This is a genomic window from Umezawaea sp. NPDC059074 (assembly GCF_042738955.1).
GTDB lineage: Bacteria > Actinomycetota > Actinomycetes > Mycobacteriales > Pseudonocardiaceae > Umezawaea.
Genome location: NZ_JBHYHC010000106.1, coordinates 1 through 20476, shown reverse-complemented (window position 1 = coordinate 20476; position 20476 = coordinate 1). Strand labels below are relative to the sequence as shown.

Annotated in this window: 17 protein-coding genes; 8 read left to right on the top strand and 9 right to left on the bottom strand. The window is 71.0% G+C overall.

Annotated features, from left to right (window positions below; translation table 11 throughout):
• Positions 1-19 precede the first annotated feature (19 nt).
• Entirely contained in the window at positions 20-2098 is a 2079-nt protein-coding gene (locus ACFWW9_RS34030) for a hypothetical protein (RefSeq protein ID WP_390386261.1), read from the bottom strand.
• A 4-nt stretch (positions 2099-2102) separates the two neighbouring features.
• The gene (locus ACFWW9_RS34025; protein WP_390386260.1) at positions 2103-3527 is read right to left on the bottom strand and encodes a pyridoxal phosphate-dependent decarboxylase family protein; all 1425 of its coding nucleotides are present in this window, start codon (positions 3525-3527) and stop codon (positions 2103-2105) included.
• Between the two features lie 80 nt (positions 3528-3607).
• Between ACFWW9_RS34025 and ACFWW9_RS34020 the strand changes: the two genes are divergently transcribed.
• Positions 3608-4039, top strand: coding sequence for an Lrp/AsnC family transcriptional regulator (locus ACFWW9_RS34020; protein ID WP_390386258.1), 432 nt, complete (start codon positions 3608-3610; stop codon positions 4037-4039).
• A gap of 36 nt (positions 4040-4075) precedes the next feature.
• Here ACFWW9_RS34020 and ACFWW9_RS34015 read toward each other — a convergent pair whose 3' ends face one another.
• Together ACFWW9_RS34015 and ACFWW9_RS34010 are read right to left on the bottom strand one after the other, a co-directional pair.
• Positions 4076-4621 (bottom strand): ester cyclase, encoded by a 546-nt coding sequence (locus tag ACFWW9_RS34015; RefSeq protein ID WP_390386257.1) that lies wholly within the window; start codon positions 4619-4621, stop codon positions 4076-4078.
• 128 nt (positions 4622-4749) lie between these two features.
• Entirely contained in the window at positions 4750-5205 is a 456-nt protein-coding gene (locus ACFWW9_RS34010; protein WP_390386256.1) for a MarR family winged helix-turn-helix transcriptional regulator, read from the bottom strand.
• A 222-nt stretch (positions 5206-5427) separates the two neighbouring features.
• Between ACFWW9_RS34010 and ACFWW9_RS34005 the strand changes: the two genes are divergently transcribed.
• On the top strand, positions 5428-6648 hold the full coding sequence (locus tag ACFWW9_RS34005; RefSeq protein WP_390386255.1) for an MFS transporter: 1221 nt from the start codon (positions 5428-5430) through the stop codon (positions 6646-6648).
• Here the strand turns inward: ACFWW9_RS34005 and ACFWW9_RS34000 are convergent.
• The gene (locus tag ACFWW9_RS34000; RefSeq protein ID WP_390386253.1) at positions 6638-7531 is read right to left on the bottom strand and encodes a LysR family transcriptional regulator; all 894 of its coding nucleotides are present in this window, start codon (positions 7529-7531) and stop codon (positions 6638-6640) included. The two genes, ACFWW9_RS34005 and ACFWW9_RS34000, sit on opposite strands and share 11 nt — an antisense overlap.
• A gap of 68 nt (positions 7532-7599) precedes the next feature.
• On the opposite strand from ACFWW9_RS34000, the gene ACFWW9_RS33995 reads away from it, so the two are divergent.
• Both ACFWW9_RS33995 and ACFWW9_RS33990 read left to right on the top strand, forming a co-directional pair.
• Complete coding sequence (locus tag ACFWW9_RS33995) at positions 7600-8544, top strand: ribose-phosphate diphosphokinase (protein WP_390386252.1); 945 nt, start codon at positions 7600-7602, stop codon at positions 8542-8544.
• A gap of 102 nt (positions 8545-8646) precedes the next feature.
• On the top strand, positions 8647-9396 hold the full coding sequence (locus ACFWW9_RS33990) for a VOC family protein (protein WP_390386250.1): 750 nt from the start codon (positions 8647-8649) through the stop codon (positions 9394-9396).
• On the opposite strand, the gene ACFWW9_RS33985 is transcribed toward ACFWW9_RS33990, so the two are convergent.
• Both ACFWW9_RS33985 and ACFWW9_RS33980 read right to left on the bottom strand, forming a co-directional pair.
• Positions 9383-11959: an NACHT domain-containing protein gene (locus tag ACFWW9_RS33985; protein WP_390386248.1), complete on the bottom strand. Its 2577-nt coding sequence runs from the start codon at positions 11957-11959 to the stop codon at positions 9383-9385. The genes ACFWW9_RS33990 and ACFWW9_RS33985 overlap by 14 nt on opposite strands.
• A 23-nt stretch (positions 11960-11982) precedes the next feature.
• Positions 11983-12444 (bottom strand): MarR family winged helix-turn-helix transcriptional regulator, encoded by a 462-nt coding sequence (locus tag ACFWW9_RS33980; RefSeq protein ID WP_390386246.1) that lies wholly within the window; start codon positions 12442-12444, stop codon positions 11983-11985.
• 73 nt (positions 12445-12517) lie between these two features.
• Between ACFWW9_RS33980 and ACFWW9_RS33975 the strand changes: the two genes are divergently transcribed.
• The gene (locus ACFWW9_RS33975; RefSeq protein WP_390386245.1) at positions 12518-14290 is read left to right on the top strand and encodes a DUF2264 domain-containing protein; all 1773 of its coding nucleotides are present in this window, start codon (positions 12518-12520) and stop codon (positions 14288-14290) included.
• 86 nt (positions 14291-14376) lie between these two features.
• Entirely contained in the window at positions 14377-14880 is a 504-nt protein-coding gene (locus tag ACFWW9_RS33970) for a DinB family protein (RefSeq protein ID WP_390386243.1), read from the top strand.
• Here ACFWW9_RS33970 and ACFWW9_RS33965 read toward each other — a convergent pair.
• Entirely contained in the window at positions 14877-15803 is a 927-nt protein-coding gene (locus tag ACFWW9_RS33965; protein WP_390386242.1) for an aminoglycoside phosphotransferase family protein, read from the bottom strand. The two genes, ACFWW9_RS33970 and ACFWW9_RS33965, sit on opposite strands and share 4 nt — an antisense overlap.
• A gap of 88 nt (positions 15804-15891) precedes the next feature.
• Positions 15892-16626 (bottom strand): carbonic anhydrase family protein, encoded by a 735-nt coding sequence (locus tag ACFWW9_RS33960; protein ID WP_390386241.1) that lies wholly within the window; start codon positions 16624-16626, stop codon positions 15892-15894.
• A 267-nt stretch (positions 16627-16893) separates the two neighbouring features.
• Between ACFWW9_RS33960 and ACFWW9_RS33955 the strand changes: the two genes are divergently transcribed.
• Both ACFWW9_RS33955 and ACFWW9_RS33950 read left to right on the top strand, forming a co-directional pair.
• Positions 16894-17385 (top strand): hypothetical protein, encoded by a 492-nt coding sequence (locus tag ACFWW9_RS33955; protein WP_390386239.1) that lies wholly within the window; start codon positions 16894-16896, stop codon positions 17383-17385.
• Positions 17386-17470: 85 nt separating this feature from the next.
• A complete protein-coding gene (locus tag ACFWW9_RS33950; RefSeq protein ID WP_390386237.1) occupies positions 17471-20311 on the top strand; it encodes a BTAD domain-containing putative transcriptional regulator in 2841 nt (946 codons plus the stop codon).
• The last annotated feature ends 165 nt before the right edge of the window (positions 20312-20476 follow it).

Below are 20476 nucleotides of genomic sequence, written 5' to 3'. Positions count from 1 at the left end.
ACCGCCTCGGTGATATCGGTCAGAGCGGCACGAGCTCGCTCAACCGGTCGAGCGCGTACACGTCGGAGTCCTCGGGCAGGCCGTCCGGCCGTTCGACGCCGATGTAGGTGACCGGCCCGGTGGTCCCCTCGCCCGCCTTGCGGCGCAGCAGGTCCACCAGGTAGCCGAGGGTCAGGTAGCGGCGGTCCACGGTGGCGCGCACCAGGAGCGTCGCGACGGACTGGTTGGCCTCGACCCGGTTGAAGCTCGGATCGCCGGTCAGGTGCAGGTGCAGCCAGAACGCCGACCACGTGCCGTCGTCGGCGCGCGCGAACACGACCGGCAGCGCGACGCGGCCGGTGCCGCGCAGGTCGGACTTCACCCGCACCGCGCGCGCCTCGAACGGCATCCCGCGCTGGTCCGCCTCCAGGGTCTGGAACCCGAAGAAGGACTCGGCGACCTGGTGGAACCCCTCGCCGGAGTAGACGTTCACCTGCGGCACGAGGTAGCGGGCGGTCACCTTGGCCAGGTCCAGCTCGATGAACTCCGAGGCGCCGTCCTCGGCCGAGGTGATGTCGCCGGAGTGCACTCCCCCGACCGCGGTGAGGCTGGTCCACGACAGCTGGCCCGCGTCCTCGAAGTCGTCGTCCAACATCTGCACCGACAGGTCGAAGTCCGTGGTCCGGCTCTCCTCATGCCAGTACATGAAGAAGCGCAGCACGTCACCGTCGACCGGGACGCGCGAACCGCGCGGCACGACGCCGAAGCCGCGGCCGGTCGCCTTGGCGGACAACGGGATCGCGAGCGGCAGCACGTCCGGGTCGACCACCAGCCGGTCCACGGCGGGCAGGCGGCGCAGCAGTTCGTCGTCCAGCAGCGCGCACAGCCGCGCCACCACGTCGTCGGCCAGCGGCGCCCGCTCGTCCGCCGCCACCCACGCCCTGCCCTGCCGGTTGGTGAACACGCGGGCGACGTCCGGCGTGCGCCGGTTCTCCAGGTGTTCGCGCAGCGACAGCAGCACCCGCCCGGACACCTGGCCCAGCACCTCGGCGAAGGCCGTGACGGCCCGGTCGGCCGGGAGGTCCGACCGGAGCAGGCGGTCCAGGTTCCGCACCAGCATCCCCGGCGCGGTCCGCAGCAGGTCGAGCGCGCGTCCGGGGTCGCCGTCGCGGAACGCGACCTCGACCCGCCCGGCGAGCGACCGCGCCTCCTTGTCGCCGCGCGCGACGGCGAACACGTCCCGAGCGTGCGGCAGCAGCGGGTACTCGTGCGGGTGCAGGCGTTCGCCGAGCCGCTTCCACGCCTCGCGGTCCTTGCGCACGTCGCCGAGCTTGCTCGCGGCGACCGCGTCCAGCGCCCGCATCAACGCCCCGCGCACGGGTCGGCGGAACGACCGGAAGCGCGTCGGCGTCTCCAGCGTCACGTCCCCGTCGGACAGCGCGCACGCCAGCCGCAGGACGTCCGTGACCGTGTCCACGAGCGGCGCGGCCCCGGCCTCGACGCGGACCCGGTTGACCACCGCGCGGTTCTCCCGGACGGGGATCTCCTCGGGCTGCTCACCGTCCACACAGGACAGGGCGAGCGAGCCGAGCGCGACGAGGTCGTGCTCCGCCAACGGGATGGGGCTGCCCGCGAGCGCCAGGTACAGCGCGCGCTCCTCCTCGGCGAGCGGGCCGCCGAGGTGCAGCACGGTCACCCGGTCCTTGGCCGAGGCGATCAGCTCCTCGTGCGCGGCCAGCAGCTCCTCGTAGGTGTGCTGGTAGCTCCCGTACAGCGGCAGGTCGAGGAGGTTCACGACCTCGCCGCCGGGGTGCCCGGCGTCGCGCAGGCACTCCGCCCAGAACTCCAGGGTGTCCGGCACGTTCGCCGGGAAGTCCAGGAAGTAGGTGTTGTGCCGCACGTGGGCGCCCACCAGTTCCCGCACCGCGGCCAGCACCCGGTCCGCCACCGCGCCCGCGTCCTCCACTCCGGACAGGTGCGCGAGCAGCGGCCCGGACAGCGTGAACCCCGCCGACAGCAGGGCGGAATCCAGTTGGCGGGCCACGGCCGCGCCGTCGCCGGGTGCCCCGTCCGACCGGGGCACCCGCAGCGCGCGCTGGATGATCAACGACTCCGACATGCGGTCAGCTAACCAGCACGCCCTCCGCGACGTCATCCGACTTCCCCAGTTCGCGGAGGCGGTCGACGATGAGGTCGACGTCCGCCTTCGTGGTGCGGTGGTTGGTGACGCAGACGCGGATGCCGTCGTGCCCGTCCACCAGCGCGGGCCCGAGCAGCGCCGTGCCCTCGGCCGCCAACGTCGCCAGCACCTCCGTGTGGTCGACGCCCCGCATCCGGAAGCACACGGCGGTCAGCACGACCGGCGCGAGCAGGTCCAGACCGGGCGTGGCCTCCACGCGCTCGCCGAGGTGGCGCGCCAGGTCCAGGCACCGCTCGGTCGCCTCGCGGAACGCGTCCACGCCGAACGCCCGCAGCGCGCTCCACACCTTGAACGCCTTGAAGTCGCGGGACAGCTGGAGGCCGTGGTCCATGTAGTCGGTCATCAGCGGGTCGTCGGCGACGGTGAGGTAGGACGAGCTGAACGCGAACGCGGCGCGGAGCTTGGCGGCGTCGCGCACCAGCAGGCAGCCCGCCTCCAGCGACGCGAACAGCAGCTTGTGCGGGTCCAGGGTGATCGAGTCGGCCCGCGCGCACCCGCCCAGGAGTTCGCGCTTCTCCTCCGCCAGCAGGAACAGCGCCCCGTACGCGCCGTCGACGTGCAGCCACAGGTCCTCCGCCTCGCACAGGTCGGCGATGGCGTCCAGCGGGTCGACCGAGCCGGTCGTCACGGTGCCGGACGTGGCCACGACGCAGAACGGCCGCAGCCCCGCGCGCCGGTCGGCGGCGACGGCCTCGGCCAGCGCGTCGACCCGCATCCGGTACCGGTCGTCGGTCGGGACGTGCCGCACGTGGTCGATCCCGAGGCCGAGCACGACCGCCGCCTTGTCGACGCTGCGGTGCGCCTCCTCCGAGGTGTAGACGACCAGCGGCGCTCCTCCGCCTTGCAACCCCGTGGCGCGGAAGTCCGGCGCGCGGTCGTGCAACGCGGTCGCTAGGCCGGTCAGGGTCGCGAGCGAGCCGCCGCCGGTGAGGATGCCGCCCGCCGTCGACGGGAAGCCGACGACGTCGCCGAGCCACGCGAGCACCGACCGCTCGATCACGCTCGCGGCCGGGGAGAGCTGCCAGAAGTTGCAGTTCTGGTTGATCGTCGCGGCGACGGCCTCGGCGTACGGGGCGATCCCGTTGGGCGGCCCCAGGACGTACGCGAGGAACCGCGGGTGGGCGACCGCGGTGGAGTTCGGCAGGACCGTGTCGACGATCTCGTCGAACAGGCCGTCGACGCCGATCCCCTTGTCCGGCATGGGGGTGTTGAGGAGTTCGGTCAGTCGCGGCCGGTCGAGGTCCGGCAGGAGGTGCGAGGTCGGCAGCCCGCGCTCGTGGTCGTCCAGCAGCGCCAGCAGCCGAGCACCGGCTCGGTCTCGTTCCCCGTCGTTCAGCACCAGGCTCATGATTGGCAGAGTAGGAGAATCCGACGAGCACCCGATGCCAAGTTTCGCCACGTCAGCGCGTTTCAGTAGCATGATCTGCCATGGACAGGGTGGATCGCGCAATTCTCGACCAGCTCCAGCGCGACGGTCGGCTGACGAACACCGACCTGGCCGACCGGGTGGGGCTGTCGCCGTCGCCGTGCCTGCGCCGGGTGCGGGCGCTGGAACGGGCGGGCGTGATCACCGGGTACCGCGCCGACGTGGACCAGGCTGCGCTCGGCCGCGGCTTCCGGGTCCTGCTGCACATCGACATGGCGGTGCAGGACCGGGCGACGATCGAGGCGTTCGAGGCGGAGGTCGCCGGGATCGACGCGGTCGTCGAGTGCCTGCGCATGTTCGGCCAGCCCGACTACCAGCTGTGGGTGGCCGTGGCGGACCTGGCCGCCTACGAGCAGCTCTACATCAGCAGGCTGACCGGGCTGCCGGGCGTGGCGCGGACGAACTCGCAGTTCCCGATGAAGCGGGTGAAGTAGCGCCCTGGCGGGACCGGGTCCCGCCAGGGCGCGCGATCAGATGCCCAGCTGGGTGTTGTAGTGCTGGTTGTCCCAGAACAGCCACTCCTCGGTCATGACGCCCTTGCGCCAGTGCCCCACCGTCGCCATGTCGAGCGTGAACGACTTGCCGGTGGGCTGGATGACGCCGCCGTCGGCCAGCGGCATCGGCCGGGTGAAGGTGCCCTTCATGACGCCGGTGACCGAGGTCAGGTCGCCGGAGGCCATCTTGATCGGGTGGACGCGGATGTTGGTGTCCGGCGCGAAGACGAACAGGAACTTCAGGTCCGAGATGTGCTTCTCGATGCCGTCGGTGAAGTGCCCGTCGGGCCAGTGGACGCGGATGTCCTTGGCGTGGCTCTCCCCCAGCCTGGCCCACTTCTGGTTGGTGAACACGTCGAAGTCCAGCTCGTCGAACGTCTTGAGGTTCCTGCGCTCCTCGGCGCTGCCGTGCCAGAAGTTCTCGCCGGTGGCCGCGCCGGAGGTGGCACTGCCCGCCACCGCGCTGATCGCCAGCGCGCCCAGCGTGGTGCCGCCCGCGGCCAGAAGACTGCGCCTGTCCATGATCTGCCCCAATCGTTGAGAAGTCAGCTATCAACTTCAGTGACTAAAACACTGCCGCGTCAATGCCTGACATGTCAACAGTTGCGTGAGTGCACTACTTCACGGGACGGGCGGGAATAGCGGGCCGGTCAGCCCTCGGTGGCGGCCTGGAGCTTCGCCAGGACGCGGTCGAACGCCACGAGTTCCTTCGCCGTGAGCACACCGAGCGCCTGGTGCAGCCCCTCGACGTGCACGCCGACGGCGTCGTGCAGCTTGGCCAGACCGGCCTCGGTGATGCCCGCGTAGAGCACGCGCCGGTCACTCGGGCACGGCCGCCGCTCGACGAACCCGGCGGTCTCCATGCGGTCGATCAACCGGGTCACGCCACCGGTCGTGAGCACGATCTGCCCCGCCAGCACGCCCATCGCGAGCTGGCCGTCCTCGGACCGGGCCAGGCGCAGCAGGACTTCCATCCACCCCAGCGGCAACGACGCGCGCTCCTCGAGCACCTGCCCGAGCGAGCGCTGGAGCCTGCCCGAGACCTCGACGAGACGCCCGAAGGTCGTCAGCAGCGGGTCGTCCAGCGGGGACTCGTCGTTCACCACCGACCAACCATATCCCAGCCGTCAGACCAGTCGGTTTGTTTCCGACGCATCCGGGGGGCCGGTTCGGCGGGTGATCACGCTCATATGCCAGCCGGGAACAGGGCTGGGAGCTGCGTTTATCACCGATCGGGATGAATACCAGCACCAGGTGTCGTTGGACGTGATCGGACCTCGCGCGCACGCTCGACGGAGTCCGACACCGCTCCACAGGAGGCAGCAGCCATGACCGACCCGGCCACCACGCTCACCCGGCCGAAGGCGGCGACCCGACCGCTGGTGGGGGCGGGCCGCGGGTTCTGGGTGATCGCGATCGCGTTCCTCGTCGCGATGGCGTTCTCCACCGTCCCGACCCCGCTCTACGTGCTCTACCAGCAGCGCGACCACTTCTCCTCGTTCGTCGTCACGGTGCTGTTCGCCGCGTACGCGGTCGGCGTGGTGCTCAGCCTGTTCCTCGCGGGCCACGTCAGCGACTGGGTCGGCAGGCGCAAGGTCCTCGTGCCCGCGCTGCTCCTCGAAGCCGCGGCGGCGGTGCTGTTCCTGGTCGCCACGACGGTGCCGGAGCTGTTCATCGCCCGGCTGCTGACCGGTGTCGGCGTCGGCATGATCACCGCGACCGCCACCGCCTACCTGTCCGAACTGCACACCACCCACCGGCCGGGTTCCGGGCTGGGCCGCGCTGAACTGGTGGCCACGGCCGCGAACCTCGGCGGGCTCGGCCTCGGCACGCTCGTGTCCGGCGTCCTGGCCCAGTACGTGACGGGCCCGTTGACGACGTCCTACGCGGTGTTCCTGGTGCTGCTGCTGGTGAGCGCGGCATTGGTCGCCCTCGTGCCGGAGACGGTCGCGGTGGAGTCGCGGACCTACCACCCGCAGCGGGTGTCGGTGCCGGAACTGGCCAGGGCGCACTACTTCGCCGCCGGTGCCGCCGCGTTCGCGTCCTTCGCGACGCTGGGCCTGTTCACCTCGCTGGCCCCCGCGTTCGTCGCGAACACCCTGCACCTGCCGTCACGGGCGCTCGCCGGCGCGGTCGCGTTCCTGGTGTTCGGCTCCGCCGCGTCGACCCAGATCCTGTTCCGCCGCACCAGGACCCGCCACCAGCTGGCGATCGGCATCGGCCTGATGAGCGCGGGGCTCGCGGTCGTGACGGCGGCGCTGTTCGCCGCGTCCCTGCCGCTGTTCCTCGTCGGCGGGGTGGCCGCGGGCGCGGGCATGGGCGTGCTGTTCAAGGGGTCGATCTCCACGGTCGCGGCGCTCGCGTCGCCGACCTCGCGCGGCGAGGCCCTGGCCGGGCTGTTCCTCGCGGGCTACCTCGGCCTGGCCGTGCCGGTGCTGCTGCTCGGGCTGGCCACGCAGTACGTCGCCGCGCCGTTCGCGCTGCTCGGGTTCTCCGCCGTCGTGCTGGTGATCTCGGCGGCCGCCGGGCGCAGGCTGTTCAAGGACTAGCGCGCACGTAGCCGTCGACCATGGTCAGCAGCGCGCGCAGGGCGGCGCTCGGTCGTCGGGTCGCGGAGGTGGCGAGGGACAGCGTCCAGCGCAGGTCCACTCCGGACAGGGCGACCGGGCGCACGTCGTCGGCCAGCACCAGGTCGAAGTCCGGCACGAGCGCGACGCCGAGCCCGTGGTGGACGTAGTCCGGCACCGCGTTCAGGTGCGCGACCTCCAGCGCCACCCGCCGCTGCACCCCGGCGGCGGCGAACGCCCGGTCCACCAGCACCCGGTTGCCCCACCCCGGCGGCGAGTCGACGAACTCCTGGTTCGCCAGGTCGGTCAGCCGCACCGACGCCCGGCCCGCGAGCGGGTGGTCGTCGCGCAGCAGGAGCACGATCGGGATGTCCAGCAGCTCGCGGGCCGCCACCCCGGCGGGCGGGGAATCGCTGAGCGCCAGGAAGGCCACGTCCAGCTCACCGTCCACAAGGGACTTCGCGAGGCCGCTCGTCCCGCTGGTGGCGGCGCGCAGCCGGATCGTCACCTCGGGGTGCTCCACGTGGTAGCGCCCGAGCAGCGCGGGCAGGTCGACGAGCGTCAGCCCGGTCATGGTGCCGAGGTTGATCGTCCCCCGCACACCCGCCACGACCTCCTGCACGGCGTCGCGGGCGGCCTGCGCCGCGTCCAACGTGGTCCGCGCCTCGCGCAGCAGCGCGCGCCCCGCGTCGGTGAGCGCCACGTCCCTCGTGGAGCGGTCGAACAGCGGGGCCCCGAGTTCGCGCTCCAGCGCGCGGATCACGGTCGACACCCCGGACTGCACCACCCGCAGCCGTCGTGAGGCGCGGGTGAAGCTCAGCTCCTCGGCGACCGCGACGAAGTACTCGAGGTGGCGCAACTCCATCGGCGGAGTATCGCCGATGTGACGCGCGAGTCGCGAACCGGAGCCGTCGACGCGATTAGGCTGAACGGGTGCGTGACATCGCGGTCTTCTCCGGCACTGCCCACCCCGAACTCGCGGCCGAGATCTGTGCCCACCTCGGAACGCCGCTGCTGCCGACCCGCGTCCAGCGGTTCGCCAACGACTGCCTCGAAGTCCAGCTCCAGGCGAACTGCCGGGAGCGGGACGTGTTCATCATCCAACCGCTCGTCCCACCCGTCCAGGAGAACCTCGTCGAGCTGCTGCTGATGCTCGACGCCGCCCGCGGGGCGTCCGCCGCCCGCACCACCGTGGTCATGCCGCACTACGCCTACGCCCGATCGGACAAGAAGGACGCTCCCCGCATCTCGATCGGCGCCCGCCTGGTCGCCGACCTGCTGGTCACGGCGGGCGCGAACCGCGTGCTCGCGATGACCCTGCACTCGCCGCAGGTGCACGGCTTCTTCAGCATCCCCGTCGACCACCTGCACGCGCTGCGCGAACTCGCCGCGCACTTCAAGCAGTACGACCTGTCCAACACCGTCGTGGTCTCCCCCGACCTCGGCAACGCCAAGGAGGCAGCGCACTTCGCCCGCATCCTCGGCGTGCCCGTGGCGGCGGGCGCGAAGCAGCGGTTCGCCGACGACAAGGTGCACATCAGCGCGGTGATCGGCCAGGTGCGCGGCAAGGACGTGATCGTCCTGGACGACGAGATCGCCAAGGGCAGCACCGTCGTGGAGCTGCTGGACCGGCTGCGGGAGCGGGAGAGCGGCACGATCCGCGTGGCGTGCACGCACGGCCTGTTCTCCGACGGCGCGCTGGAGCGGCTCGGCGCCGAACCGGACGTGCTGGAGATCGTGTGCACGAACACCGTGCCGATCGCCAAGGAGAAGCACGTGCCGAAGCTGAAGGTCCTGTCCGTGGCCGGTCCGCTGGCCGAGGCCATGCGCCGCATCCACAACGGCGAGTCGGTGAGCACCCTGTTCGAGGCCCCCTAACTTCACGGGTGGGGTACCCCTGCCGAGGCCCGGATCGCATGACGATCCCGTTGTGCGCCACTACCTTCGGTGCACCACCTTTGCTGACTCCGGAGGCAAGAAATGGCTACTCGCGACACGGCATGGTCCGCCGGCACGCCATGCTGGGCCGACCTCGGCGCCGACGTCGACAAGGCCAGAGAGTTCTACTCGGCGCTGTTCGGCTGGGAGGTCGAACAGCTCGAGCCGGTCGAGATGGGCTACTGGTCGGCGAAGCTCGGCGGCCGCAACGTCGTCGGTCTCGGCGTCCAGCAGGACACCTCGCAGCCCCCGTCGTGGACGACCTACCTCGCGACCGCCGACGTCGAGGCGACCGCCGCGAAGGTCGTGAACGCGGGCGGCCAGATCCTCGTCGAGCCCACGCACGTCATGGGCCAGGGCAGCATGGCCATCGCGCTCGACCCGTCGGGCGCGGTGTTCGGCCTGTGGCAGGCCGGTGAGCACACCGGCTTCCAGATCGCGACCGAGCCGGGCGCGGTCGCGTGGAGCGAGAACATGAGCCACGACTTCGAGGGCAACAAGAAGTTCTACGCCGAGGTGTTCGGCTTCGCCTACGACGACCTCAGCTCCGGCGACTTCCAGTACTCCGCCGCGTCCCTCGGTGGCGAGGCCGTGGCGGGCATCGGCGGCGCGTTCCCCGAGGCGCCGTCGTCGTGGGTCACGTACTTCTCCGTCGAGGACACGGACGAAGCCGTCGCGAGGATCGCCGAACTCGGCGGCCACGTGATCCTGCCCCCGTCCGACAGCCCCTACGGCCGTTCCGCCCTGGTGAGCGACGACCAGGGCACCGTGTTCGCGGTCATCGCGAACTGACGGCAGAGGGGGTGGGGTTCTTCAAATAGTACTTCACCCCCTCTATCGGTTTGGGGTGGTCATACCGCCTGAACCGATAGTGAATTTTGATCTTCCCCATCAAACGATGGATTGGATCAAGCGAGGCGACATCATCGGCTGGCAAGATCAACCAAGACAAGTCTCCAAAGCCCGCCAGGAGAGCAAGATCGATCTCATTTTGATAGGTGATCTCCACTATCCGAACATCCGACAGGTATTTTAGCCCGCGAAGTTCGCCAGGACTATGAACCGTAATTTCTACAATGGGAAACTTGGACAAAACGTTCCGAGCGTACTCTTCCTCGTCAAACTTTGACCAGTTCCCGATCAGTTCGCGCTGAACCCCCACACGCTTGTCGGTTGTGTACGGCACCAAGAGCCGCATCGCTTCGGCTGACCCAGTATCGGCGATGGCCCGAATCGTCGCGACGGTCTCCTTTACTGTCCGAGGCTTGGCGGCCGCAAGCAGATCGATGACAAATGCCCCGGCAGAGGAGAAGGACTTGGCTGCGGTCAGCGATTTCGGTGGCAGCAATGCCTCTGCGCGGCGATGGATCTCCGACCGCAGCGCTTGACCCAGTTCGGTCGCGGTCTCCAGGCTGGCGAGCGCCAGTAGATTGAGGGTGTCCTCGTTCTCCCTCTCATTGTCCGCACGATCGAGGAGTCCGGAGAACAGCGCCTCTCGCTGTCGCAGCGATGCGTGACCGACTGCCATCACCACGACCTCGTGCCACTGGTCGAGATCTGCGTGACTGACCACCACACCGATGTCATCGGCGTTCTTCACCGCCGTTCCCGCAGCCAGGTATTCCTGGAAAGTGCGGTGCACGAAGTCGACTCGGCCGTCCACCGGCTCACGCAACAATCCCGAGCGCTCCAGCAGGTGGCGGTAGACCTCCCGCCCACCCGCCTCGACCTGCGGCATCGCGCTGAGCTTGCGGTCGAACTGTTCGATCGCCTGCGGCATCTCGGCGTCGCTGTACCCGTTGCGGATCAGCCAGTACGCGAAGTCTCCGAGGATGAGAGTCTTCTCGGTTCGGTCCAGCCCCACGAGCTTGTCGATCCCACGCTCGTTGTCCCGACGCTCCAGGAGCATCTGCAACGCCACGTCGTACAACTCCATCCGACTGTTGGGCAGTGCGGCACGACGATCCTTGTGCAGTGCGCACAACAGGGCGCAGAGCAAGGGGTATCCGGCGAGTTTGCGCAGGTGGGTTCGAGTGTCCAACTGCGCGGTCAAGCCGCGCTGGTAAGTGTCGATCTCCGCCTTTGCCTCATCGTCCACGCAGACCGAGCGCATGGCGTCATGCCAGCGCTCCACGAAGACGCGCACGTCGTGCGGTGACATCGGTTGGAGATCGAGCACCGTGAACTTCTCGCCGTGCAGCCATTCCGGTTGTGCGGCACCAGGTCGGGAAGTGACCACGAAGCGGGCTTCGGGGAACGCGCCGACCAGGTCGCGCAGCCACGACCTGACCTCGTCGCGTCGATCGGGAGCCAGTTCGTCCACACCATCGACCAGGAGCACGGCTCGTCCATCACGCAGCCGCTGCTGCACCCAGCCCTTCGGCATCTCGTCGGAGATGTGCCTGCCGACCTCGTCCAGGAACCGCTCCGGGGCGGGTAGTTCACGATCGGCGTACCGGCGCAAGGGCACGAAGAACGGGATGGTGCCGTTCCACTCGTTCAAGCTCGGCGGGAAGTCGCCGAGGGCGCTGCGCACGGCGATCCAGTGCAGGAGGGTGGTCTTGCCGAGGCCCGCCTCGCCGCGAATGAAGAGCCTGCGGTCGCCCGCGAGCAGTTCCTCGACTCGACTCCCCTGCCCCAGTTCGTCGGAGGACGCGGTGAGGCTGATGTACGCCACCGAAAGCGGGTAGCGCCTGCTCGCGTCCGCGAGGGTGACGCCGAACATCTCGACCTGGTCCAGCTTGCGGGCGACCAACTGCCGGTAGTCGTAGTCGAAGTCGGCGCTGCGATCACGTTGCGGCAGGCGGGCCAGGACTTGGCGGATGCCGTCGAGGATCTCCCGGTCCCGCCGAAGCAGTTCGGTCAGCGCGCTCGAGGAGAACGCGGGAAGGCCGCGGGAGATCTCGATGACGTACCCGCAGCACTCCCGGAGAAGCAGGTCGTACAAGGCAGTGGCGTCCGCGCTGAGCAACTTCGACTGGGCAGGGACCCGGCCGCGGATGGACTTGTCGAGGTGGCGGGCGTCCAGGTCGGCGGCGAACAGGTCCGCGTCGACCAGCGGCGCTTGGTCGAATGTGTCCCGCACAGCGTCGATCGCGGCCAGGCGTTCGTTCTCCGGGAGGCCGCGGAACTCGGCGTCGATGATCGGTTCCACGCGTTCGACCACGGCCTCGGCGAAGCTGTCGATCATGCGGTTGAACTTGCGCTGGTCGAGTTGCTTGGTCAGTCGCCCGGACAACACGTCGACGGCGCTGGCGGTCACCTCGGCGGCGATCTTCCGATCACCCAGCCACAGTTTCGCGGCGGTGCGCACGGCGACGGTGCCCAGGCTGATTAAGGCGGCTTCGATCGACATCGGGCCATCTAACCAAAGCGGTCCTACTGCTCCGCGCGGCGGCGCTGGTGTTCGACCACGTCGTTGAACATCGACTTGAACTGCGCGTAGGCCTCGGGGCCGAGGCGGCGGGCGTGGCGGCGTTCCATGCCCGCGACGAACGTGTCGGCGGCGCGCATCTGGTCGAGGCCGCGGTCGGTGGGGCAGATCAGCTTGGCGCGGCGGTCGGCCGGGTCGGGGCGGCGTTCGACGTAGCCGAGGCGTTCGAGCTCGTCGACCACCGTGCCGATGACCTGCTTGTGGACGCCGGAGAGCTTGGACAGGTCGGTGGCGCGGACGCCGTCCTTGTCCAGGTAGGCGAGCACGGCGCCGTGGCGGGGGTGCAGGTCGGCGAAGCCCTTCTCCGCGAAGGTCGAGAACATCTCGCGCTGGACAGCGAACAGGAGCCTCCCGGCCAGCACGCCCAGATCGGGTTCGGCGACTGTCCGGTCGGTGCGCGTGCCCATGCGTGGTCTCCTCGGCGTTCCCGGTCGTTGACAGTCAAGTCTAGGTGTCGTCCTTCCTTGTTACTGTCCGAACGTGGAGCTTCCTCCGTTCGGAACGGAATCGCGGGCGCGCTGGGAGGCGGTGGCGGACCACCTGCTCGACTCGGTCGTGCCGTTCGCGTCGCCGGGGTTCGCGCTGATCTCCTTGCCAGGGCGGCAAAGCGCGGCCGGGGCGCTGTCGGACGGGCTGGAGGGGTTCGCCCGGACGTTCCTGCTCGCGGGGTTCCGGATCGGCGGGGCGCGGGGCGCCGTGCCGCCCGCGCTGGTCGAGCGGTACGCGGAGGGGCTGGCCACCGGGACCGATCCGGCGTCGCCGTTCGCGTGGCCCGCGCTCGCGGACCTGTCGCAGCAACTCGTGGAGGCCGCGTCGATCGCGCTCGCGCTGCACGAGACGCGGCCGTGGCTGTTCGACCGCCTCTCCCCCGCGGTCCAGGGACGGGTCGTGGACTGGCTGGCCGGGTTCGCCGGGAAACGCGTGCACGACAACAACTGGGTGCTGTTCCGGGTCGTCGTCGGGCAGTTCCTGGCGTCGGTCGGCGGGCCGCACGACCCGGCGGAGATCGCCGCCGACGTGGCGCGGGTGGAGCGCTGGCACGTCGGCGACGGCTGGTACACCGACGGCGACGGGGCGAACTTCGACTACTACTGCGGCTGGGCGATGCACCTGTACACCGTGCTGTGGGCGCGGATGGCGGGCGACGAGACCAGGCTCGACGTCTACCGCGAACGGCTGCGCGCGTTCCTCGGCCACCACCGGCTGCTGTTCGCCCCCGACGGCGCCCCGGTGCACCACGGGCGGTCGTTGACCTACCGGTTCGCGACGGTCGCGCCGTTCTGGCTGGGCGCGCTGGTCGACGCCACGCCGTTGGCCCCTGGCGAGACCCGGCGGCTCGCGAACGCGACGCTGCGGCACTTCGTGGCACGCGGCGCGCCGGACGACGCCGGGCTGTTGAGCCTGGGCTGGCACCGGCCGTTCCTGCCGACGACGCAGCCGTACTCCGGGCCGGGGTCGCCGTACTGGGCGAGCAAGGCGTTCCTCGGGCTGCTGCTGCCGCCCGAGCACCCGGTGTGGACCGCGCCGGAGGAGACGAGCCCCGTCGAGCCGGTCGTGGCGCTGCCCGAGCCCGGCTGGCTGGTGCAGACGACCGGCGACGGGATCGTGCGGCTGCTCAACCACGGCACGGACCACCACCGGACCGGCGATCCGCACTACGCGAGGCTCGCCTACAGCACGCACACCGGTCCGGGGTTCGAGTCCACTGTGGATGGTCACGTCGCGGTAGTCGGCCCGTCCGGTGTGCCGTCGCGGCGGGAGCGGATCGACCGGATCGGGCCGGGCGCGTCCGGGTACACCGCGACGATCCCCGAGGGACCGGTGGAGGTGCGGACGGCGTCGCTCGTGCGCGGCGCGTGGGAGGTGCGGGTGCACCGGGTGACCGCGCCCGCGGGGTGCGTGGTCCGCGACGGCGGGTACGCGGTGGCGGACGACCCGACCGTCGCGGTGACGCGGCACGCGGTCGCCACCTCCCCCGACGGGCTGACCAGCGCCGTCGTCGCGCTGCACGGCTGGGAGTCCGCGGGCGTCGCGCGGGAGGAGGCGGGCACGGCGTTCGGCCCCGCGTCCGCCGCGCCGTACGTGGTGTCCGGGCCGGTGACGTCGAGCCCGTCGTGGCACGTCAGCCTGGTGGCGCTGACCCGGTCGGCGGTGTCGCCGGAGGACTTGGCGGACGCCGTGCGGGTGGACGTCGGCACGAATCGGGTGGCGATCACGTTCCCCGGCGAGGACGCTGTCGCCGTCGCGCTCTAGGAAGTCGCGGGGAACGAGGACAGAAGGTGTCCGCGATGGTTCCTAGAGTAGTGGTCGACGGACGAACGGATCAGAAGGCGGAGACCATGACCAGCACCCTCACCACCGGCGAACGCGCGGACCTGCTGGAGACGCTGGCCAAGCACCGGTTCTTCCTGCGCCACACGGTGCGCGGGCTCACCGACGAGCAGGCGGCCGACCACCCGACCGTGAGCGCGCTGTCGCTCGGCGGGCTGATCAAGCACGTCGCGAACACCGAGGCGGCGTGGGCGCGGTTCATCGTCGGCGGCGCGGAGCTGATGGAGACCGGCGCGATCCCGTGGGACGAGCAGCACCGGATGCTGCCGGGCGAGACCCTGGCCGGGCTGCTGGACTCCTACGAGGAGGTCGCGCGCAAGACCGACGAGCTGGTCGCGACGCTGCCGGACCTCGACGCGTCCCACCCGCTGCCGGTCGCGCCGTGGTTCGAGGCGGGCAAGACCTGGTCCGCCCGCCGCGTCCTGCTGCACCTGATCGCCGAGACCTCGCAGCACGCGGGCCACGCCGACATCCTGCGCGAGTCGATCGACGGCGCGAAGTCGATGGGCTAGCGGGCCCGCCAGGCGTCGAGCGCGGGCTTGAGGCCGTCCGCGAGCAGGGGCAACTGGGGCACGAGCGCGAGGCAGGCGACCACCTGGATCGCGGCGGCGGCGTTCACGACGGCCAGCACGTCGCGGTCCAGGGGCGGCAGGCCTCGGGCGGTGGCGGCGCGGTCGTAGGCGGCCTCGCCGTCGGGGCCGATCATGGCGAGGTCCAGTTCGACCGGGCCGGTCGTGACGAGTTCGAAGTCGGCGTGCAGGTCGCCGCCGACCGCCGGGACCAGGTTGTACGGCGGCGAGTCGCCGTGCACGGGCTGCACGCCGGCCGACCGGGAACCCGCGGGGCACCCCACCCGGGTGCCCCCCCCCCGCGCCACATAAGCCCACACCCCGCCGGCCCCGGCCCGGTGGGCGGGGGGGCGGAAGTCCGGGCGGGACGCCAGGAAGTCCAGGCTCTCGGTGACCCGGTGGTCGAAGGACGACAGGAACGGCAGGTCGCCGGGGTAGTCGCGGAGGGCCTCGTGCAGGTCGACCACGGCGGCGCAGTTGCGCTCGTAGTCCGGTTCGACTTCGCGGATCTCGACGAGCTGCCAGAACGTCATCGAGAAGCCGTCGCGGCCCACCGGCTCGCGCGGCACGAGCGGGCTGGGCGGGATCACCGGGAAGCCCAGGTCCGCGAGCCACCCGACGACGGCCAACTCGTCCCGTTGACGGCGGTCCTGGGCGGCGAGGTCGGCCTGGAACGACGGCGGTAGGACCGTCGGGACGCGGACGACGACCGGGGAGGGCGCGAGGTGCACGACGACGGAGAACACGTCGTGCAGGACCTTCGGGTCCGTCACCTCGAGACCGAGGTCGCGGCCCGCGCCGACGGCCGCGGCGAGAGCGCGGGAGGTGCGGGCGGCCAGGTCTTCGGGCGACAGGATTCCGGGCATATCGCCCATGCTGCCACCGGCGACCCGCTCGTCGCCTCCCATTAAGCAGGTGGGGCCGTCCGCTTCCTCGGACGGCCCCACCGTCCCACTAGAACTGCGGGACCGCCGTGACGGTGCGGCCGTTGAGCGGCTGGACCCCGCGGGCGTCGCCGCTGGTGAACAGGCTCTGGAACCGGGTGATGGTCGCCTGCGACACGGTCTTCTCGTTCATCAGGAACCACTGCACGCCCTCGGTGAACGGCGCGGTGGTCAGCGAGCCCTGGTAGCGGAACGTGGTGTGGTCGTTGGGCAGCAGCGCGTTGAGGTTGACGTCGTGCAGCGGGACGGTCTCCCCGCACTCCGGCGCGAGCTTCGCCAGCACCTTGTCCACCGCGGACGGCGCGCCCGCGCGCAGCGGCACGCCGATCACCAGGAGCTTGCCCGCGGCGCTCTGGTGCACGAGGTGCATCTCCATCGGGTCCGTGCGGCCGCCGAAGTGGTGCTCGGCGGGCGTGTGGAAGTGGAACTGCTTGAGGTCGTACCGCACGCCGGCGACGGTCACGTAGGCGACGCCGTCCGGGACGATGCCCTCCTCGGTCTCCTCGTGGTCGCGGGTGGCGCACCCGGTCGGGCTGGCCTGGTCCTTGCGGATGTACTCCAGCTCCACGTCGGTGTGCGGGTAGGAGATGTTCAGCCGCGGCTGCGACAGGTCGAGCCTGATCGAGCCCGCGGTGACGTTGATCGGGCTCTGCTGGGGGACCTGCGACTCCGCGGTGCCCGTGGACACGAACGTGACGGCGAGGGCCAGCGGGACGAGGGCGGCGGCAAGACGGCGTGGGGACACGGTGAGCCTTTCGGAGGCCGTGAGGGGCCGGGTCAGTCCCTCCGACAATCGACTTAATCGCCCAAAAGGGTGATTTGAGAGGACTCATCCTGCGTCTCCCAAGATCCGTCGACAAGTACCCCTAAACCGGGCATAGGGCGCATTCACCGGCGAAACACGCTAATTTCTCGCATTCGGGACGTGATCTGCGCTACTCGACGTTTCGCGGCGCGGGAATCGGGACGCAAACCTAGGATTCGGGCGGTGCCTGCCCGACGATCGCGCCTGTTGTCCGTTTTGCCGCTCCTGCTGACCGTGGTGACGCCCGCGCAGGCGGCGGCGGGGTCGTGCTCCGGGGTGACGGTCGCGGTCGACACCACGGGCGCGGGCGGCTCCGGCGTCGTGGTGCGGTGCGCCGCGGGTGATCCGGGGGACGCGCGGACCGCGCTCGAACGGGCGGGCTTCGCGGTGCGCTCGGGCACGGGGACCGGCCCGTACGGCGACCGCGACTACGTGTGCCACGTCGACGGGTTGCCCGCGGCCGACGCGTGCGGCGGGCACGTCACGGGGTCGGCGTCCTGGAAGGTGTGGCGGGTCGGCATCGACCCGGTCTCCTGGCGCGGCGGCGGGACCGGCGGCGGGCCGAGTGCGGTGCGGGTCTGCCCCGGCGGCGTGGTCGGGTTCAGCTTCGGCGGCGGGAGCCCGGACCGGCCGAACACCATGACGGTCTCCCCCGGCCACGTCGTCGGCGAGCCGGGGTGGGTGCCGCCCGCCTGTTGATCCTGGCTGGAGCCTCGCGCCGACGTGGCGTGCTCCGACCGGACTATTCTGGGAAGGGCACTGCTCGTCCAGGGAAAGGGTGCGGGTGGACTCGGCTGAGCGCACCAGTCCGGCGACGATCCGGTTCTCGGTACTGGGACCGCTGCGCGCGTGGCGAGCCGACGACGAACTCGATCTGGGGCCGCCCCAGCAACGCCTGGTGCTCGCTGTCCTGCTGCTGCACGCGGGCCAGCCCGTGGCCGTGCGCGAGCTGATCGACACCCTGTGGGGCGAGGACGCGCCCCAGAGCGCGATGAACGTGGTGCACCGGCACGTCGGCCAGTTGCGCCGGGTGCTGGAGCCGGACCTCGCGCCGCGGGCCAGCGGGAACTGGCTGGTGCGCGACGGGTCCGGCTACCGGCTCAAGGTGGAGGCGGACGCCGCCGACCTGCTGCGGTTCCGGGCGCTGGGCGGCCGGGCGCGCGAGGCCGTGGCGCGGGGCGAGCCCGCGGAGGCCGTGCGGCTGTTCCTGGAGGCGCTGTGCCAGTGGCACGGGCCGTGCGCGTCGGGGCTGCGGTCGCACTCCCCGTCGAACCCGGTGTTCAAGGCCGTGGACCAGGAGTGCGTGGCGACGGCCGTCGCGGCGGCGGACGCGGCGCTGAGCTGCGGGCAGGCCGCGGACCTGCTGCCGGTCGTGCGCACGCTGATCGCGCACGACCCGTTGAACGAGGAGCTGCACGCGCGGCTGATGCTGCTGCTCGACGCGTCCGGCCACCAGAGCGAGGCGCTGGGCGTGCACCGGGCCATCACCGAGCGGCTCGCCGAGGAACTCGGCGTCGATCCGGGCGCCGCTCTGCGCGCCGCGCACGACCGGGTGCTGCGGCCTCCCGCCGAGGCGAACGCGCCGGTGGTGCGGCCCGCGCAGCTCCCGAGGGACCTGTCGACGTTCAGCGGGCGCGACGAGGACCTGACCCGGATGCTCGCGTCGTTGGACGCGGCGGACCGGCCGATGACGGTGGGGCTCATCGACGGCATGCCGGGCGCGGGCAAGACCACGGTCGCCGTGCGGTTCGCCTACGAGGTCGCGAACCGGTACCCGGACGGCCAGCTGTTCGTGAACCTGCGCGGGTTCGACCCCGGCGGGGCCGTCATGGAGCCCGCCGAGGCGCTGCGCGGGTTCCTGTACGCGCTCGGCACGCCGGGCGGCCGCGTCCCGAACGACCTGGACGCGCAGACGGGCCTGTACCGCAGCCTGCTCAAGGACAAGCGGGTGCTCGTGGTGCTGGACAACGCCCGCGACGTGGAGCACGTGCTGCCGCTGATCCCCGGCTCGCCGCACTGCCTGGTGATCGTGACGAGCCGCAACCGGCTGACCGGGCTGGTGGCGGCCGAGGGCGCGCACCCGTTCACCCTCGACCCGATGCCGGTCGCCGAGGCCCGCGCGATGGTCGCGCTGCGGCTCGGCGAGGGGCGCAGCGCCCGTGAACCCACGTCGGTGGACCGGATCGTCGAGATGTGCGGACGGCTGCCGCTCGCGCTGGCCGTGGTCGCGGCCCGCGCGGCCACCTACCCGGACGTGCCGTTGAGCGCCATCGCCAGGGAGCTGCACGACGCGCGGGGCAGCCTGGACGCGTTCAGCTTCGACGACGCGAGCGACCTGCGCGCGGTGTTCTCCTGGTCCTACCGGACGTTGACGCCCAGCGCGGCACGGGTGTTCCGGATGCTGGCGCCGCACTGGGGCCAGGACATCTCGCTCGCCGCGAGCGCGAGCATGCTCGGCGTGCCGCTCCGCGAGGCCCGGACGGGACTGGCCGAGCTGACCCGGACGAGGCTGCTGACCGAGCACAAGCCGGGCCGCTTCCAGTTCCACGACCTGGTGCGCGCGTACGCGTTGGAACTGGGCGAGGAACTGGACTCCGCGGACGACCGGAGGGCGGCGACCCACCGACTCGTGGACCACTACCTCCAGTCCGCGCACACGATCCACCTGCTGCTGCGCCCGCACCAGCCCCCGCTGCCGCTCGACCCCCCGCTGGACGGCGTGACCCCCGAGACGGCACGGGACTACGACGCGGCGCTGACGTGGTTCGGCGTCGAGCAGCACGTCGTGGAGAGCGTGGTGGCGCACGCCGGGCGGGAGTACGCGAGCCAGGTGTGGCAGCTCGCCTTGACGTTGCAGCAGTACTTCCAGCGCAAAGGCCTGCACCACGACTGGGCCGCGACGATGGAAGCGGCGTTGAAGGCGGCGGTCGAGGTCGGCGACCGCGTCGGCCAAGCCCGGACGCAGCGGAGCCTGGCCGGGGCGCACTACTACCTGTGGGACAACCACCGGGCGCTGGAGCACCTCAAGCGGGCGGAGGAGCTGCTCGACGAGCTGGGGTGGGTGAGCGAAAAGGCTTACGTGCGAAGGAACATCGCCGACGTGCTCGCGCACACCGGACCTTCCGGGCCGCCGGACTACCGGGCGGCGATGGTGTACTACGAGAAGGCCTTGCAGGAGTACCAGGACATCGGGCACGTGCAAGGCGTGGCGATGTCCATCGAAGGCCTCGGGGAGTGCCGGATGCGGTTGGGGGAACCCGACGCGGCGATCGGGTACCTGACGCGGTCGGTGGCGTTGTTCGAGTCCCTGTCGGACTTGAACGGGGCGGCGAACAGCTACATGACGTTGGGGGAAGCCCGGTTGGCCTTGGGGGAGGCCGAGCGGGCGGTGGGGATGTTGCGGACGGCGCTGGAGTTGCACCTCCGGGCGCGGGATCGGTTGGGGGAGGTGTCCGACCGGGTGCTGTTGGGGGAGGCGTTGGAGGCGTTGGGGGACGGGGACGGGGCTCGGAGGGTGTGGGAGGAGGCGCTGGTGATCATGGTGGAGCACCAGTTGACGTGGGCCGGGCCGGTGGCGGTTACGCAGGGGGAAGTGCGGGAGAGGATCGCCCGGCAAGGGGGGTGACGGCTTCGGGGGGCCTCCGGGGTTGTGCTCCCGTGGGTCTCGGGCGAGTGGTGCCTGGTAGGTGGTGCCTGGGTGGGTGAAACCTGAGCGCCGGTTTTTGTCGGTGCTCGGTTGTACCTTGTGTATTGGGGGGTCTCGCTCGATGGGGGACCTCTTCGGGGCCTG

Excerpts from the sequence above, each read along its gene's own strand:
- ACFWW9_RS34025 (WP_390386260.1), bottom strand. The coding sequence starts at position 3,527 with ATGAGCCTGGTGCTGAACGACGGGGAACGAGACCGAGCCGGTGCTCGG.
- ACFWW9_RS34005 (WP_390386255.1), top strand. The coding sequence starts at position 5,428 with ATGACCGACCCGGCCACCACGCTCACCCGGCCGAAGGCGGCGACCCGA.
- ACFWW9_RS34000 (WP_390386253.1), bottom strand. The coding sequence starts at position 7,531 with ATGGAGTTGCGCCACCTCGAGTACTTCGTCGCGGTCGCCGAGGAGCTG.
- ACFWW9_RS34020 (WP_390386258.1), top strand. The coding sequence starts at position 3,608 with ATGGACAGGGTGGATCGCGCAATTCTCGACCAGCTCCAGCGCGACGGT.
- ACFWW9_RS34015 (WP_390386257.1), bottom strand. The coding sequence starts at position 4,621 with ATGGACAGGCGCAGTCTTCTGGCCGCGGGCGGCACCACGCTGGGCGCG.
- ACFWW9_RS33965 (WP_390386242.1), bottom strand. The coding sequence starts at position 15,803 with ATGCCCGGAATCCTGTCGCCCGAAGACCTGGCCGCCCGCACCTCCCGC.
- ACFWW9_RS33970 (WP_390386243.1), top strand. The coding sequence starts at position 14,377 with ATGACCAGCACCCTCACCACCGGCGAACGCGCGGACCTGCTGGAGACG.
- ACFWW9_RS33990 (WP_390386250.1), top strand. The coding sequence starts at position 8,647 with ATGGCTACTCGCGACACGGCATGGTCCGCCGGCACGCCATGCTGGGCC.
- ACFWW9_RS33980 (WP_390386246.1), bottom strand. The coding sequence starts at position 12,444 with ATGGGCACGCGCACCGACCGGACAGTCGCCGAACCCGATCTGGGCGTG.
- ACFWW9_RS34030 (WP_390386261.1), bottom strand. The coding sequence starts at position 2,098 with ATGTCGGAGTCGTTGATCATCCAGCGCGCGCTGCGGGTGCCCCGGTCG.
- ACFWW9_RS33985 (WP_390386248.1), bottom strand. The coding sequence starts at position 11,959 with ATGTCGATCGAAGCCGCCTTAATCAGCCTGGGCACCGTCGCCGTGCGC.